Source organism: Stenotrophomonas sp. YJH_SMC_69 (assembly GCF_059370495.1).
On the sequence record NZ_JCAFTS010000006.1, the window covers coordinates 120,223 to 135,850 of the forward strand.

Consider the following 15,628-nt stretch of genomic DNA (forward strand, 5'->3'; position numbering starts at 1 on the left):
AAGGCCGGCGCACGCCGTCCTTTTCTTTGCCGCAGGAAAAAGGGGACGGAGGGGATTAAGTCGTTTGTGCACAAACGACTTAATCCCCTCCGTCCCCTTTTCTCAGGCGGTGCGCGCCAGTGCCAGCCGCAGCAGGCGCGCGTCCAGGCGTTCGGCGAAATCCTTCGGTGCCTGCAGGCCCATGCGCTGCAGGTACACCGCATCGCCGTCGCCGGCCGGTTGCCGTAGTGCTGCCCAGACGGTACGCAGCTTGTCGCCGCGGGTCTGCGTGTTGGCCTTCAGCCAGCCCAGCGCTTTCACCAGCACCTGCTCGATCTCGTTGAAGTCACTGCCCAGCGGATAGTCCGGCAGGCTGCCATCGGCGCGGAATGGGGCCAGCGCCGCCGTCAGCGCCTGCGGCGTATTGCGCTGCTGCCGCTGTGGATCCGGTTGCGCGACCGCCAGCAGTTTGCGCGAGGCGTGCGCCTGCTGCAGCAGGCCGCCCTGGAACGGGGCCTCGGTGATTGCGGTCATCGCATGCACGCAGTCCTCGTCGGTCAGTCCGCGCAGGTCGGCAATGCCGTATTCGTTAAGGTAGATGTCGCGCAGGTGGCGCGGAATGGTGGTGTGCCCGTAGTTCCAGCGCACGTTGGATTCGCGTCGGCCCTTGTCATCGCGCGCGGCGCGGAACATCAGCACGCTGCGGGCTTCCGGCAGGGCATGTGCCATCGCCACGAAGTTGTACTGGCCGCCCACACCGGATACCACGCGTCCATCGTCCAGCGCGTCGGACACCGCCGCGCCCAGCGCGGTGGCCATCATGCAGGAGTTGAAGAAGCGCGCATGGCGGCGCTGCAGGCGTTCCAGCGTTTCGTTGCCGCCGTACAGCTGGTTGATCTCGCTGATGCGGCGCATGCCGATCGCACGGCACTCGTCCTCCGGCAGCGTGCGCAGCCACTCGTAGAATTCCGGCGAGCCCAGGTAGAACGCGCCGTGCAGGTACTCACCTTCGGCCGCCAGGGTGGCGTGGTCGATCGACAGCGTGCTGCCGTTTTCGATGCGCTGCATCAGCGCAAGGTCATCGTGTACCTTGCGCTTGATCACCCCGGTCTGCACCAGCCTGCGGAAGCCCTCGTTGAGCATCTCGCTGCAGCCGTACAGGCCCACTTCGAACGGGTCCACACCGCCGATCTCCTGCACCAGCGGGTGGCTGGCCAGCTGCGGATCCAGCGCGTGCAGCACGCGGCGGTAGCGCGCGTTGTCGGTGTGGCGCAGCACCAGCGCATGGCTGAGCGCGTCGGCCAGCGTACCGATGCCGATCTGCAGCGTGCCGCCATCGCGCACCAGCGTGCTGGCGTACAGGCCGATGGCGTAGTCGACATCGCCGACCGGCTGCCGCGGCAGCCCGAACAGCGCCGGGTACGGCGGCGGTGGGGTGATCACCAGATCGAAGAACGAGACATCGACCGTGGCCGAGCCGCCCAGGTAGGGCAACTGGGGATCGATCTCGGCAATCAGCAGCGGACGCGGCAGGCCACGTGCGGTCATCGCGTCCAGCGTGTCCTGGGTGATGTCGTTGTTGCACGACAGGGAAAGCCGGCGGTCGTTCGGGCGCATCGCCACTTTCTGCACGATCACCTGTGGCGCGCGCTGCGCCACCGCATCGGCGGCGTGGGTGTAGTTCAGGCTGGTATAGCTGGACTGCGCCTGGCGCGACCCGAGCAGGGCGCCGGACTGCATGTAGAACTCTTCCACCTGCACATGTGCAGGCAACGCGTCGCGCGCGATCGCATCGGCATAGGCCAGGCGCGGGAAGTCGTCGCCGAAATGGCGCTGCGCGAACGGTGCCAGGAAGCGGGCTTCCAGGCCGTTGCCCCGCGCCTTCGGCGGATTCAGCGACAGCGCGGTATACAGCTGCAGCGGCCGCGACGGATCGTGCTCGACGCGCGCGTAGAGGGCATTGAGCAGCCGATGCGGCTTGCCCAGTGCCAGCGGTGCCCCGATCCGCAGCGGCCCGTCCACGCGCGCAAACAACCAGTCGACGGCGGCGTCCAGGTCGGTGAGGTGTTCGGTCATGCGCGGCGGTCCTGCGTCGGGGGAGTGCGGGCATTACAGCATGTCGGGCTTGAACCGCCGTCGACGCGAGACTTCCGCGCCGGCCACCATGAACTGCCCATCGCCGCGGTAATGCACCGTGCGCGGCAGTTTCGGCCGGGGCGCAACATGGGCGTGCACGATTTCCCAGATGAACAGATTGCTCGCCGCCACCTGGCTGTCGTCGTACAGGCGGCATTCGAAGCACGAATGGCATTGGCCGACCAGTGGCGCGCCGACCTCGCGCGCGGGCAGTGCGTCGAGCCCGAAACGGGCGAACTTGTCGACCTCGCGGCCGCTGCAGTTGCCGATGTCCACAACGGTATCAAGCAGCTCCACCCCGGGCACGTTGATCACGCACTCGCCGCTGCCGCGCGCCAACGCGTGGCTGTGGTTTGCGTCCCAGAGGTAGGTGGCGACCAGCGAAGGCGAGAAGCCCATGACCATGTGCCAGCCCATCGTCATCAGGTTGCGCTGGCCGCGCCATGCCGTGCTGACCAGCACGACCGGGCCGGGTTCGAGGAAGCGGCGGGCCTGCTCGACCGGGAAATCCTTCTTCGGCAGTGCTTTCATCCGGGGCCAGGGGCGGGAGGAACCGATGCTGGCGCAGCCGGGATGAACCCGGAGTCGAGGGGCTTGACAGGCAGTTCGATTACGCGCGTAATCAATCTTTCGATTACGGATGTAAACCATGACCCCGATCAGCGAAGCCGAAGCCGTCGTGATGGAGGTGCTGTGGCAGCAGGCACCGCGTAGTGCCGATGACGTGGTGGCCGCGCTGGCCCATCGCGACTGGGCCGAGCCGACCATCAAGACCCTGCTCAACCGCCTGCTGACCAAGGGCGCGATCACTGCCGAGCGCGATGGACGGCGTTACCTGTACCGGCCGCTGCTGCAGCGACAGGCGTGGGTGGAGGCGCAGAGCCAGGACTTCATCGGCCGTGTCTTCGAAGGGCGCGTGGCGCCGCTGGTCGCGCACTTCAGCGAACGCGGCCAGCTGAGCGCGCAGGACATCGCCGAACTGAAGAAGCTGATCCAGGAGCTGGACCATGACTGAGCTGCTCGACGGACTGTGGCGGGCCAGCTTGTGGCTGGCCGTGGGTGTGGTCCTGCTGGCGGTGCTGCGACCGCTGCTGGTGCGGTTGGGGGGCGCTGGGCTGGCCTACCGCAGCTGGTGGCTGCTGCCGCTGCTGCTGGTGGCCCTGACGCTGCCATTGCCACAGGTTGCGGTGTTGCAGCAGGTACCCACGCTGCCGCTGAAAGTGATGCCCGGTGCCCTCGATGCCCTGAGCGGGCCCTCGCTGCCATGGGCCGGGCTGTTGTTCGCGCTGTGGGCATTGGGCGCGGGCATCCGCCTGTTGCGCGACCTGCGCGCACAACATCGTTTCGAACGGAGCATGGGCCCACTGACGCCGCGCACCGATGGCAGCTGGCAGGCCAGCGGCGATCCCGGCTTGCCCGCGCTGGTTGGCCTGTGGCGCCCACGCATCGTGGTTGGTCCCGACTTCGACCTGCAGTTCACCGCACAGGAACAGAGCTTGATCCTGCAGCACGAGCGCAGCCATCACCGTCATGGCGATCACTGGGCCAACGGTGCGCTGCTGCTGGTGCGCGCGGTGTTCTGGTTCCACCCGCTTCTGCCGTGGGCTGCGGGCCGCTTCCTGCGCGACCAGGAACTGGCCTGCGATGCCCGCACCATGGCCCCGCAGCCGGCGCTGCGCGGCCTCTACGCCAGCACGCTGCTGAAGGCGCAGCTGGTCCACCCGGTTGCGCCCGCGGTCTGCCATTGGCGCAGCCAACCCGTGTTGAAGGAGCGTATCGCCATGTTGAAGCAGTCCAAGCGGAAGGCATTGCCGTGGGTGTCCGGGCAGGTGCTGGTGGTCGGGTTGTGTGTGGGCATGGGGGCGGTGGCATGGGCCAGCCAGGGCGGCGCGGCCGGGAGCCCGGGGATCGGTGTCGAGCCGTACGCAACCGCGGAAGAGGGTGCGGCCAAGGCTGGGCTGGACCGTCCGATCCAGATCGACAGGATGCCACCGCCGTCCTATCCAAAATCCGCGTTCGAGCAGCGCCAGGTAGGCGTGGTGAACCTGCGCGTGGAGGTGGATGCGCAGGGGCGTCCCAGCGATGTCCGCGTGCTCAGTGCCACCAATCCGGGCGTGTTCGATGCGGTGTCGATCGCTGCGGCACGCAGCTGGACCTATCGGCCGGCGATGAAGAACGGTAAGCCGGTTGCAGCGGCGGTGAAGATTCCGATCACGTTCGCCATGGACAACACCGAGGACACCCAATGAAGTCCGCTGCGCTGATCATGGCGGCAGCGCTTCTGGTGGGGTGTGCGAGCCAGGACCGCCTGACCACGGTGGATACCCGCAGCGAAAATGTCGGCCACCAGCGCCTGCAGCCGCAGGCGGGCAGCGGCGGTGGACAGTCGCAGGTGTATTCGCTGGGTGCGACCGAAGGCTACCGGATGCCGCAGCTGTACGCGGCACCGGACCCGGAGGTTGGCGATCGTGACCCGCGCGCGGAACTGGCGCCGACCACGATCTGCCTGCAGGTGGTGGTTGATGCCAATGGCGCCGTGGAGCGAAGCCTGCCATTGACCGATCGTCCGGAGTGCGCGGCAGGTGCTGCGGGCGAGAATGCGCCCCTGCTGCAGGCTGCCCAGGAAGCCGTGGCGATGTGGAAGTACTCGTCCGCAGCGGTCTGCCACTTCGCGGCGGGCAAGGTGCCTGCCGACCGCGGTGACTGCCGGGGCGCCGAGCGCGTCGAGCCGGTAGCGGTCACCCTGCAGTACGCCTTCACGTTCGAGATCGTGAAGGGCCAGCACGTGGTGCGGATGCAGGGAAAATGAACGCTCGCGGTCCGTGATGGAAACCGATGGCGCCGGGCTCTGCCCGGCGTACGTCAGGCCCCGCCCTGGATATTGGCCTTTACCGCAGGCTGCATCAGCTTCGGTTCTTCCAACGTCGCATCGCGGGCCTGGCGCACGCTGACGAACTCCGCCTCGGCCACGCCGTCGTGCACGTGGATGTTGTGCGCGCGCTGTTCACCGATGGTGGTTTCGTTGGCGAAGTCGCGGCCGCCCGGGCCGTAGTCGTGGCAGACGAACACGCGGGTGGCATCCGGCAGGGCCAGCAGGCGCTGGATCGAGCGGTACAGCTGTGCGGCATCACCGCCGGGGAAGTCGCAGCGGGCAGTGCCGCCGTCGGGCATGAACAGCGAGTCGCCAGTGAACAGCGCATCGTCGATCAGGTAGGCGATGCTGTCGCTGGTGTGGCCGGGCACGGCGATCACCTGGCAGCGCAGTTCGCCCAAAGTGAAGGTCTCGCCGTCACTGAACAGGTGGTCGAAGATTTCATCGGCGCCCGGAAGCTGCAGGCCATAGCGTGGCGCAAACGTCGCCTGCACCGCGCGGATGCCTTCACCGATGGCCAGCGTGGCCTGCGGAAAGCGCTGCTTGAGCCGGCGCCCGGCCGACACATGGTCGGCGTGGGCATGCGTCTCCAGCAGCCAGCGCAGCTGCAGGCCCTGTTGTTCGATGGCCTGCAATGCCGCGCGCAGCGGTGATTCGCTGCTGGCGTCGGTGTCCGGGTCATAGTCCAGGACCGGATCGATCAGCGCCGCCTCGCCGCTGGCCGGGTCGCTGACCAGGTAGCTGAAGGTGTTGCTGTCACGGTGGAAGAACGACTGCACCTGGACCGGCATCGGAGCTCCCCTCAGCGCGTGCCGAGCAAGCGGTTCAGCGACTGCGCCAGGTTTTCACCGGCCAGCCGCAGCTGCGCTTCGGCCAGCGGCCGGTAGCGCTCGGTGTACTCGTCACCGATTTTACGCGAGGCCGGATAAACGCCAGCTTGCATGGAGATGCGGCAGCTGGCCTCGGCCCAGGCCTGCGGGTCGCGCTGCGGGTTGGACTGGCGCGCCAGCTTCGGTGCGCGCTGGCTCTGCAGCACCGGCAGGTAGCCGGCATCGTCCAGCTTGCGGGTGTTGAGCATGCCGCTGTCCCACAGCGAGTGCAGGTTGGTACCGCGGTTGCCGAACTGCAGCTGGAAATCATTGCCGCCCTTGTCGTGGGCGTAGCCGGCGTGCATCGGCTGGTGGATGTCGCCGACCAGGTGCACGACGAACTTCAGCGCCTGCAGGCGCTCGCCGTCAGTCAGGCTGCGGTCGCCCAGAATGGCGCTCTGCGCCTTGAGGGCTTCGACGATGCAGTTGCCGTTCCTGCAGTGCTTCGGTGCTTCGTAGTGGCAGTCGTCTTCGGCGATGTTGACGTAGTGCCAGCCGGCCGAGCTACGGCCCAGGCCCGGGTCCTTGGCGCGCAGCTGGTCGGCCCAGGGCGCGATGCTGGCCAGGGTGGCGTCCGGTTCGGTGGCCAGCAGGCGGTCCACTTCGGCGCGGGCGGCGGGGGTGAGGCGGGCGTCGGCGACTTCGGCGACAAGGCGGTGGCCTTGCGCGCCCCAGGCATGGGCAGGGGCGGAGACGGACAGCAGGGCCGGCGCCAGGGCGGCGGCGAGGAACAGGGAGTGCAGGGCTTTCATGCGCCCATTCTAGCGGGGTAGGTGGATTGAAGAGCGGCGCGTTCCTGTTCCGAAGTGGAAGCGTAGAGGGAGGGGCGGCGGGACACGCCGTAAATCCGTCCTTGGGGGCTCGATGGCGCCATCCATGGCGCCAACGGTCCCACCGCCCCTCCCTCTGCGCTCCCCTCCAAACATGGCCGCGGAGGCGGATGCAAACGTCAAATGCAACATCAAAAACAAATGCAGGATCAAAATCGGCCTCCTGCAATTACAGGCAATCACTGCGCCTCGGATGCACGGGTTCTGCTCTTGCCTTTGCTTGAGCTGGTACGCACGCGGTGATGGGAAGGGGCAAGGCGGGGAGCGGAGCCGGGACCGTTGGCGCCATGGATGGCGCCATCGAGCCCCCAGGGATGGGTTTACGGCGTGTCCCGGCTCCGCTCCCTGCCTTGCCCCAGCTCCGGAACCGCTTCAGTCCCAGGCACAAAAAAGCCCCGGCAATTACCGGGGCAACATGCTGCGAGGGCTTTGCGTGTAGCGGGGGAGCGGGGGCGAAGCCCCCGCGCCCAATACACCGCTTTAGAACTTGAAGACGTACGAAGCGCCGTAGACCAGCGGATCGATGTTGACCGTGCCGATCTTCTCGCCGTTCAACTTCACCTTGCTGTCGATGTCGATCCAGCGCATGTCCACGCGCAGGGCGCCCTTCTCGCCGATCGCGAAGTCCACGCCGGCGTGTGCGGCCAGGCCCCACGAATCCTGCAGCTTCAGCTTGCTGCCGGCCAGCGCACCCGTAGTGTCTTCGCTGAAGAAGGTGGTGTAGTTCAGGCCGGCGCCGACGAACGGCGACACCTTGCCCTTGCTGTTGAAGTGGTACTGCAGGGTGACCACCGGCGGCAGCTGCTTGGTGCTGCCGACGCGGCCCAGGCCGTTGATGTTGATGTCGTGCTTGAACGGCAGCGCGGCCAGCACTTCGATGCCCAGGTTGTCGGCGATGAAGTACTCGCCGGTGATGGTCGGCTTGACGTCATTGTCGACGTCGACCTTCAGGGTGCCGCCGGCCAGCCAGCCGTTGTTCGACTTCGGCGCCACCTGGTGCACGCCGGCCGAGACGGTCCAGTCGCCCTTGGACTGGGCCATGGCCGGGGCGGCGGCGAGCGACAGGGCGGCGGCCAGGCTGGCCACGATCAGGGGGGAGGTCTTGCGCATGGGGGTGTTCTCGTTGCTGGGTGGATGGCGACAGTCTCGGCCTCACGCCGCGCTAACGCTTTGATCCGGATCAAATCCTGTCCGTGGGCCGGCCGGCGGTCCCGGCTGACCCACGGTGGCCAGCGGCGGTTTGCTAGACTTGTGGGCCCTATCCATCCCGCCGCACCTGTCGCGGCCGCAGGAGCTTGAGAAATGGCAATCAAGGTTGGTATCAACGGTTTCGGTCGCATCGGGCGTAACGTCCTGCGCTCGGCGGTGCTGAACTTCGGCGACGACATCGAAATCGTGGCCATCAACGATCTGCTGGAGCCGGACTACCTGGCGTACATGCTCAAGTACGACTCCGTGCACGGCCGCTTCAAGGCCGACGTGGCGGTGCAGGGCAACGACCTGTTGGTCAACGGCAAGAAGATCCGCCTGACCCAGGAACGCGACCCGGCCAACCTGAAGTGGGATGAAGTCGGCGCTGATGTGGTGCTGGAAGCCACCGGCCTGTTCCTGACCAAGGAAACCGCGCAGAAGCACATCGATGCCGGCGCCAAGAAGGTCATCATGTCGGCCCCGTCGAAGGACGACACGCCGATGTTCGTGTACGGCGTGAACGACAAGACCTACGCCGGCCAGGCGATCATCTCCAACGCTTCGTGCACCACCAACTGCCTGGCCCCGCTGGCCAAGGTTATCAATGACAAGTGGGGCATCAAGCGCGGCCTGATGACCACCGTGCATGCGGCCACCGCCACCCAGAAGACCGTCGATGGCCCGTCCAACAAGGACTGGCGCGGGGGCCGTGGCATCCTGGAAAACATCATTCCCTCGTCCACCGGTGCGGCCAAGGCCGTCGGCGTGGTCATTCCGGAACTGAACAAGAAGCTGACCGGCATGAGCTTCCGCGTGCCGACCTCGGACGTGTCGGTGGTCGACCTGACCGTCGAGCTGGAAAAGGAAGCCACCTACGCCGAGATCTGCGCCGAAGTGAAGGCACAGAGCGAAGGCCCGCTGAAGGGCATCCTGGGCTACACCGAAGACAAGGTGGTGGCCACCGATTTCCGCGGCGAAACCTGCACCTCGGTGTTCGACGCCGATGCCGGCATCGCCCTGGACGGCACCTTCGTCAAGCTGGTGACCTGGTACGACAACGAGTGGGGCTACTCGAACAAGTGCCTGGAAATGGCCAAGGTCATCGCCGCCAAGTAAGGCCGGCGTAGATCGCAGACGAACCCCGGCCTGGCCGGGGTTCGTCGTTTAAGGGGCCCACCCTGTCGTAGCATGGGGCGGTCGACCGCTGCCGCTGTGGCGCGGGAACGCAATGGAAGCACGCAATGGAAGCACTGATCGCACTGGTCGTATTGGTCCTGTTGGCCATCCCCCTGCTGCTGGTGGTGGCGCTGGTGATGATCTCCGGCCTGCGCCGTCGCGTCGCGGCGCTGGAAAGCGCGATGGCCGCCGCGCCTGCCACCGCCAGGCCGGCCGCCAGCGCGCCCACGCCCGAACGGGCTGCGGCCACGCCCACGGCCAGTGCCGATCCACCGTTCCTGCGGCCGGTCGCCGCTGCTGCGCCGCACCCCCCGCAGCCACCGGTGCGCGAAGCAGCGCCGACCGAGGCGCCTGTTCCCCGACCTGCTGCGCCACCGCCGGTGCCACCGGTGCCGGTGCAGCCGCCGCTGCCTTCCGAGCCGGCACTGCCCAACGTCATCGAGCGCGGCATCAGTGCGGTCAAGCGCTGGTTCACCGAAGGCAACGTGCCGGTCAAGATCGGCATGCTGGTGCTGCTGGCCGGTGTCGCGGCGCTGCTGAAGTACGTCAGCGACCAGGGCTGGCTGGTGTTGCCGATCGAGCTGCGCTTGGCCGGCATCACCGTGGGCGCGCTGGGCCTGCTGGCCTTCGGCTGGCACCAGCGCGAGCGCCGGCGCCTGTTTGCGCTGGCCTTGCAGGGCGGTGCCATCGGCGTGCTGCTGCTGACCATCTTCGCGGCCTTCAAGCGCTTCGACCTGATTCCGCCGGGCTTCGCCTTCGCCAGCTCCATTGCCCTAGTGGCCGGGCTGTGCGTGCTGGCGGTGGTGCAGAACTCGCGCACGCTGGCCGTGCTGGGGATCCTGGCCGGCTTCATGGCACCGCTGTGGCTGTCCACCGGCAGCGGCAATCACGTGGGGCTGTTCAGCTATTACGCGGTGCTCAACGCAGGCATTTTCGCCATCGCCTCGTTCCGCCCTTGGCGCGCGCTGAACCTGCTGGGCTTCGCCTTCACTTTCGGCATCGGCACCTTCTGGGGCGTGCTGCAGTACGTACCGGACAAGTTCAGCAGCACTGAGCCGTTCCTGCTGTTGTTCTTCGTGTTCTACCTGCTGATCCCGCTGCTGTACGCGCGCCGCCAGCCGGCCGGCCGGCGCGATCTGATCGATGGCAGCCTGGTGTTCGGCGCGCCGCTGGTCGCATTCTCGTTGCAGGCAGGCATGCTGCACGAACAACCGATGACGCTGGCACTATGCGCGCTGGGCCTGGCCGCGATCTACGCGGTACTGGCACGGGCGCTGATCGCACGTGCGTCGTACACCATGCTGGCGCAGTCGCATGCCGTGCTTGCGGTGGGCTTCGCCACGCTGGCGGTGCCGCTGGCCTTGTCGGCGCGTGCCACCGGTGCCGTGTTTGCGCTGGAAGGTGCAGGCCTGGCCTGGTTGGGGCTGCGCCAGAAGCGCTGGCTGCCGCAGGTATCCGGCGCGTTGCTGCAGATCGGCGCCGCATTCGCCTTCGTTGCCGGTGGCGACCACTGGCACGAAGACCTGCGTTTCCTGATCAACCCGACCGCCATCGGCGCGCTGTTGCTGGCCCTGGCCGGCTTCGCGTCGGCGTGGAGCTACCAGCGCAGGCCACGTCATGAGGTCGCACTGGTGTACTACCTGTGGGGCCTGCTGTGGTGGCTGGGCGGCCTGGTCCATGAGATCACGCGCTTCTTCCCGTACCGCACCGAAGTGGACGCGTTGCTGGTGCTGGCCGCGGTCACTGCCTGGCTGGTGGCCGAAGTGCAGCGTCGCCAGCCGGCACGTGCACTGGGCGTGACCGCACTGGCCATGCTCGCGCTGGGCTTCCCGCTGGCCCTGGTGCAGAGCGATGCACACCACCAGCCGTTCGCCGGTTATGGCGCGCTGGCCTGGGCGGTGTTCGCGGTGCTGGGCGTGCGGACCCTGCTGTGCCTGCGCCAGGGCGGCGATACCGTGGCCCGCATCGCGCAGTTCCTGTGGTGGCTGCTGTGGCCGTCGCTGCTTTCGCTGCTGGCCCTGTGGGGCGGTGGCGAAGCCGATCTGGCGCAGGGCTGGACGACCCTGCTGGTGACCTTGCCATGGCTGCTGATGGCGGCACTGTCGCTGTGGCGCTGGAATGCGCTGCGCTGGCCGCTGGGGCAGGCTTTCGACAGCGTGCGCGCCCCGCTGCAATGCGTGCTGTTCGGCCTGCTGTCGATCGGCTGGCTGTTGGGCCAGCTGCTGCCGGGCGACGCTGCACCGCTGTTGTGGCTGCCGGTGCTGAATCCGGCCGAGATCGGCCAATGGTTGAGCCTGTTGCTGCTGGCGCGCTGGCTGTACAGCAATCAGGGTTCGCAGGCCCCGCAGGCATTGCTGAACATCCGCATGCCGCTGCTGGCACTGGCGGCCTTCGTCGCGCTGACCAGCCTGGTGCTGCATGGCGTGCACCAGTGGGGTGGGCTGGCGTGGAACGCGTCGATGATGCGCTTCAGCCTGGCCCAGACCAGCCTGACCGTGTTGTGGAGCGTGCTGGGCGTGATTGCCTGGGTGTGGGGTTCGCGTCGTGGCCAGCGTGTGCTGTGGATGGTCGGTGCCGTGCTGATGGGCGTGGTACTGGCCAAGCTGGTTATTGTCGATCGCCAGCACCTGGGCAACCTGCTGGGCATCGCATCGTTCATCGCCTACGGCCTGCTGTGCACGGTCGTGGGTTATCTGGCACCGGCTCCGCCGAGCGTGGCGCCGACCGTGGAGGAAAAGCAATGAGGAAGTGGAGCAGGGCGCTGCTGCCGGCGATGTTCGGCATGCTGGCCGCCGTCGTGGTGCAGGCGGCTGATTACCGCACGCAGTATGCCGAGCAATGGCCGCTCACATTGTCCAGCGCGCAGTCCGGTGCCTACCGCATCGTGCTGGAGCCGGCGATCTACCGCCGTGCCGTGAGCCCCGACCTCAGCGACCTGCAGGTGTTCAATGCAGCCAGCCAGCTGCTGCCGTCGGCACTGCTGGCGCCGGACCAGCCGCTGGCGCAACCGCCGGTGCAGCGTGAACTGCCGTGGTTCGTGCTGCCGCCGCTGGCCGATGCCCAGCGCAACGATCTGCAGCTGCTGACCGAGCGTGATACCGATGGGCGCGTGCGCCGGGTCGAAGCACGGGTGAGTGGCGGGGCGACGGCGAACGGGCAGGGCGGCTGGCTGATCGACGCCAGCATGCTCGACCAGCAGCCGCTGGCGGCGCTGGTGCTGGACTGGGCCGACAGCGGCCAGCCGCTGCAGGCGCAGGTTCAGCTGGATGCCAGTGATGACCTGCAGCACTGGCGATCGATGGGTCGCGACGTGCCGCTGGTGGATCTGCAGCGCGCCGGCAAGCGCCTGCTGCAGCGCCGCCTGCAGGTGGACGGCACTGCACGCTACCTGCGCATCCTGGCGCAGGGCGACTCGCGGCTGCCGACCCTGCGCGGCGTGTTGGCGGAACTGCCGCCAGCGCCGGCCACGCTGCCGTGGGAATGGCTGTCGCTGGAGCCGACGTCGAAGGGCAAGGGCGAATACACCTTCGAGATGGATGGCCGGTTCCCGGTGGCGCGCGCCGATGTGGCCAGCACCGACAACAGCCTGGTGCAATGGACGCTGTTCAGTCGTGATGACGAGAGTGCCGAGTGGCAGCGCCGCAGCGCGCCGTGGATCGCCTACCAGGTGCAACAGGGCACGCAGGGCCAGCGCCAGCAGTCGGCGGCGCAGCCGCTGGGCGGCGTGCACCGCGACCGCTACTGGAAGCTGGTGGCGAATCCGGCGGAATCTGCCACTGCGCCGACGCTGCGCCTGGGCTACCAACCGGAAGTGCTGGTGTTCCTGAGCCAGGGTGCGGCGCCCTACGCACTGGCGGTGGGCAGCGCGACCGCGCGCCGCACGGACGCGCCGATCGGGGTGTTGATCGAGGAACTTCGGCAGCGCAACGATCCGTCGTGGCAGCCGACGCTGGCGCGACTGGAAGGCAGCCCGGAACCGCTGGCGGGCGACGCGGCGCTGAAACCGCAGCATGACTGGAAGTCGTGGCTGTTGTGGGCGCTGCTGGGTCTGGGCGTGCTGGTGGTGGGTGGCCTGGCGCTCAGCCTGCTTCGGCAGAAGCCGACGCCTTCGGCGTAGGTTCCGGCGAACGGCGCAGCCCCTCGTGGGTGGCTGCAAAGCGCGATCCCGGGGATGGGCCGAGCGGGTGGGCTGGGCAGGGGACGCCGTGAATCCGTCCCTGGAGGCTTAGCCGCGCCATCCATGGCGCGGATACCCCTGCCCAGCCCACCCGCCCGGCCTCTGACAGTTTCCGTGTGCGTCCACCCACGGAAAGAAAAAAAGAAGAGCAAAAGCTGCTTGGCTGGGCGCTCTTTGTAGAGCCGAGCCCACGCTCGGCTGCTGCTCGCGGTAGACCCAGCCGAGCATGGGCTCGGCTCTACATTGGTTTCTCCGACATCAGAAACCGCTCTTGCTCCTGCCTTTGCCATCCGCTCCGCCTCATGAACCTGTCGAGGCCGGGATGGTGTGGGGTGGCAGGGGTGTGAGCCGCATGGATGCGGCGACCAAGCCCCCATGGACGGGTTTACGGCGTCCCCTGCCACCCCACAGCACCCCGGCTCACCCTCAGCACCAAGAAGCGCCAGCGCTTTGGCTGTTGCAGTTCGCTGTTGCCGTACGCCTCTGCCTGCCGCAGGCATCGCCACCCGATACAATGGCCGCCTGCCGTAGCCCGGCATCCCGTCCCTGAGCCAAAGAGTTGCCCATGTCCATCGTCCGCATGACCGACCTCGACCTCTCCGGCAAGCGCGTGCTGATCCGCCAGGATCTGAACGTGCCGATCGAGAATGGCCGCATCACTTCCGAACAGCGCATCACCGCTTCGCTGCCGACGCTCAAGCGCGCGCTGGAGCAGGGCGCGGCAGTGATGGTCACCTCGCACCTGGGGCGCCCGAAGGAAGGCGTGTGGAGCGAGGCCGACTCGCTGGCGCCGGTCGCCCAGCGCCTGTCCGAGCTGCTCGGCCGCGAGGTTCCGCTGGTGCGTGACTGGGTCGACGGCGTCGACGTGCAGCCGGGCCAGCTGGTGCTGCTGGAAAACTGCCGCATGAACGTCGGCGAGGGCAAGGACGACGAGGCCCTGTCGAAGAAGTACGCCGCCCTGTGCGACGTGTTCGTGATGGATGCCTTTGGTACCGCACACCGCGCGCAGGCCTCGACCCATGGCGTCATCCGCTTCGCCCCGGTCGCGGCCGGTGGCCCGCTGTTGATGGCCGAGCTGGACGCGCTGGCGCAGGCGCTGGACGCACCGGCCAAGCCGCTGCTGGCCATCGTTGCCGGTAGCAAGGTCAGCACCAAGCTGGAACTGCTGGCCAACCTGGTCGGCAAGGTCGACCAGCTGATCGTTGGTGGTGGCATCGCCAACACCTTCATCGCTGCCGCCGGCTACAAGGTCGGCAAGTCGCTGTATGAGCCGGACCTGCTGGACACCGCGAAGAAGATCGTGGCCGATGCCAAGGCGCGTGGCGCCGACATCCCGCTGCCGGTCGACGTGGTCACCGCCAAGCAGTTCATGCCGGACGCTGTTGCCGAAGTGAAGGCGGTCGACGCCGTCGCCGAGGACGACCTGATCCTGGATATTGGCCCGCAGACCGCTGCGCAGTACGCGCAGCTGATCGGAAAGGCCGGCACCGTGGTCTGGAACGGCCCGGTCGGCGTGTTCGAGTTCGAAGCCTTCAGCAAGGGCACCGAAGCGCTGGCCCGCGCCATCGCCAGCTCGCCGGCATTCTCCATCGCGGGCGGTGGCGACACCCTGGCGGCGGTCGACAAGTTCGATATCGCCGGGCAGGTCAGCTATATCTCCACTGGCGGTGGTGCGTTCCTGGAGTTCCTGGAAGGCAAGACCCTGCCGGCCGTCGCCGCACTCGACGCGCGCGGCGCATGAGTGCCGACCGTAGCAAGGATGTCCTGTTCTTCGACCTCGACGGCACGCTGATCGATTCGCAGGTGGGCATCACCGCCTGCATCGCCTATGCGCTGCAGAAGATGGACCATCCGGTGCCGCCGCAGGAGACGCTGCTGGGCTGGATCGGTCCGTCGCTGCGCACCACCTTCGCGCCGCTGTTCGTCGAACCGGCACGGGTGGAACAGGCGGTGGGCTACTACCGTGAGCGCTTCGACGCCGAAGGCTGGCGCGAACACACGGTGTACCCGCAGGTGGAAGACACGCTGCGCACGCTGCATGGCCGTGGCCACCGCCTGGCGGTGGTCACCGCCAAGAACGAGCCGCATGCGCGCCGCATCCTTGCGCACCTGGCGTTTGGCGGGCTGTTCGAGGAGATCATCGGTTCGACCCTGGATGGCTCGCGCAGCCACAAGCCGGAGCTGGTCGGGGAAGCTCTGCGCCGGCTGCAGGTGCAGCCCGCACAGTGCTGGATGATCGGCGACCGCCGCATGGACATCGAAGGCGCGCGTCACCACGGCCTGCGCAGCGTGGGTGTGCTGTGGGGCTTTGGCGGTGAGGCGGAACTCACCGCGGCCGGCGCTGGCCAGCTGGCACGCGAACCGGCGCAGCTGGAAACGCTGCTGGCCTAGCTTCCTG

General features: G+C 67.6%; 13 protein-coding genes. 8 read left to right on the forward strand and 5 right to left on the reverse strand.

All coding sequences use genetic code 11. The annotated features are described in order from the left end of the window. Positions 1 to 102: 102 nt before the first annotated feature. On the reverse strand, positions 103 to 2,055 hold the full coding sequence (locus AC5P8F_RS12410) for an acetyl-CoA hydrolase/transferase C-terminal domain-containing protein (RefSeq protein WP_346601873.1): 1,953 nt from the start codon (positions 2,053 to 2,055) through the stop codon (positions 103 to 105). 33 nt (positions 2,056 to 2,088) lie between these two features. Further along, a complete protein-coding gene (locus AC5P8F_RS12415; protein ID WP_049440445.1) occupies positions 2,089 to 2,646 on the reverse strand; it encodes a flavin reductase family protein in 558 nt (185 codons plus the stop codon). Positions 2,647 to 2,764: 118 nt separating this feature from the next. On the opposite strand from AC5P8F_RS12415, the gene AC5P8F_RS12420 reads away from it, so the two are divergent. The 3 genes from AC5P8F_RS12420 to AC5P8F_RS12430 are packed head-to-tail and all read left to right on the forward strand — an operon-like array spanning position 2,765 to position 4,924. Continuing rightward, positions 2,765 to 3,130 (forward strand): BlaI/MecI/CopY family transcriptional regulator, encoded by a 366-nt coding sequence (locus AC5P8F_RS12420; RefSeq protein WP_014648244.1) that lies wholly within the window; start codon positions 2,765 to 2,767, stop codon positions 3,128 to 3,130. Further along, positions 3,123 to 4,364 (forward strand): M56 family metallopeptidase, encoded by a 1,242-nt coding sequence (locus AC5P8F_RS12425; RefSeq protein ID WP_288496522.1) that lies wholly within the window; start codon positions 3,123 to 3,125, stop codon positions 4,362 to 4,364. The genes AC5P8F_RS12420 and AC5P8F_RS12425 overlap by 8 nt, the downstream gene beginning before the upstream one ends. Continuing rightward, positions 4,361 to 4,924 (forward strand): hypothetical protein, encoded by a 564-nt coding sequence (locus AC5P8F_RS12430; RefSeq protein ID WP_014648242.1) that lies wholly within the window; start codon positions 4,361 to 4,363, stop codon positions 4,922 to 4,924. Before AC5P8F_RS12425 ends, AC5P8F_RS12430 begins: the two co-directional genes overlap by 4 nt. 53 nt (positions 4,925 to 4,977) lie before the next feature. Here the strand turns inward: AC5P8F_RS12430 and AC5P8F_RS12435 are convergent, their stop codons facing one another. From AC5P8F_RS12435 to AC5P8F_RS12445, 3 genes are all read right to left on the reverse strand, one after another. After that, on the reverse strand, positions 4,978 to 5,778 hold the full coding sequence (locus AC5P8F_RS12435; RefSeq protein WP_014648241.1) for an MBL fold metallo-hydrolase: 801 nt from the start codon (positions 5,776 to 5,778) through the stop codon (positions 4,978 to 4,980). Positions 5,779 to 5,789: 11 nt separating this feature from the next. Beyond that, complete coding sequence (locus AC5P8F_RS12440) at positions 5,790 to 6,608, reverse strand: S1/P1 nuclease (protein WP_495228275.1); 819 nt, start codon at positions 6,606 to 6,608, stop codon at positions 5,790 to 5,792. A gap of 558 nt (positions 6,609 to 7,166) precedes the next feature. Beyond that, positions 7,167 to 7,796, reverse strand: a complete 630-nt coding sequence (locus tag AC5P8F_RS12445) for an OmpW/AlkL family protein (RefSeq protein ID WP_014648239.1) — start codon at positions 7,794 to 7,796, stop codon at positions 7,167 to 7,169. A 192-nt stretch (positions 7,797 to 7,988) separates the two neighbouring features. On the opposite strand from AC5P8F_RS12445, the gene gap reads away from it, so the two are divergent. The 5 genes from gap (at position 7,989) to AC5P8F_RS12470 (ending at position 15,621) form a co-directional block, all read left to right on the forward strand. Further along, the gene (gene gap, locus AC5P8F_RS12450) at positions 7,989 to 8,993 is read left to right on the forward strand and encodes a type I glyceraldehyde-3-phosphate dehydrogenase (protein ID WP_005414333.1); all 1,005 of its coding nucleotides are present in this window, start codon (positions 7,989 to 7,991) and stop codon (positions 8,991 to 8,993) included. 125 nt (positions 8,994 to 9,118) lie between these two features. After that, a complete protein-coding gene (locus tag AC5P8F_RS12455) occupies positions 9,119 to 11,797 on the forward strand; it encodes a DUF2339 domain-containing protein (RefSeq protein WP_495228276.1) in 2,679 nt (892 codons plus the stop codon). After that, on the forward strand, positions 11,794 to 13,170 hold the full coding sequence (locus AC5P8F_RS12460; RefSeq protein WP_032962132.1) for a DUF3999 domain-containing protein: 1,377 nt from the start codon (positions 11,794 to 11,796) through the stop codon (positions 13,168 to 13,170). Before AC5P8F_RS12455 ends, AC5P8F_RS12460 begins: the two co-directional genes overlap by 4 nt. A gap of 625 nt (positions 13,171 to 13,795) precedes the next feature. Beyond that, on the forward strand, positions 13,796 to 14,971 hold the full coding sequence (locus AC5P8F_RS12465; protein WP_014648236.1) for a phosphoglycerate kinase: 1,176 nt from the start codon (positions 13,796 to 13,798) through the stop codon (positions 14,969 to 14,971). Further along, a complete protein-coding gene (locus AC5P8F_RS12470) occupies positions 14,968 to 15,621 on the forward strand; it encodes an HAD hydrolase-like protein (RefSeq protein ID WP_495228278.1) in 654 nt (217 codons plus the stop codon). Before AC5P8F_RS12465 ends, AC5P8F_RS12470 begins: the two co-directional genes overlap by 4 nt. The last annotated feature ends 7 nt before the right edge of the window (positions 15,622 to 15,628 follow it).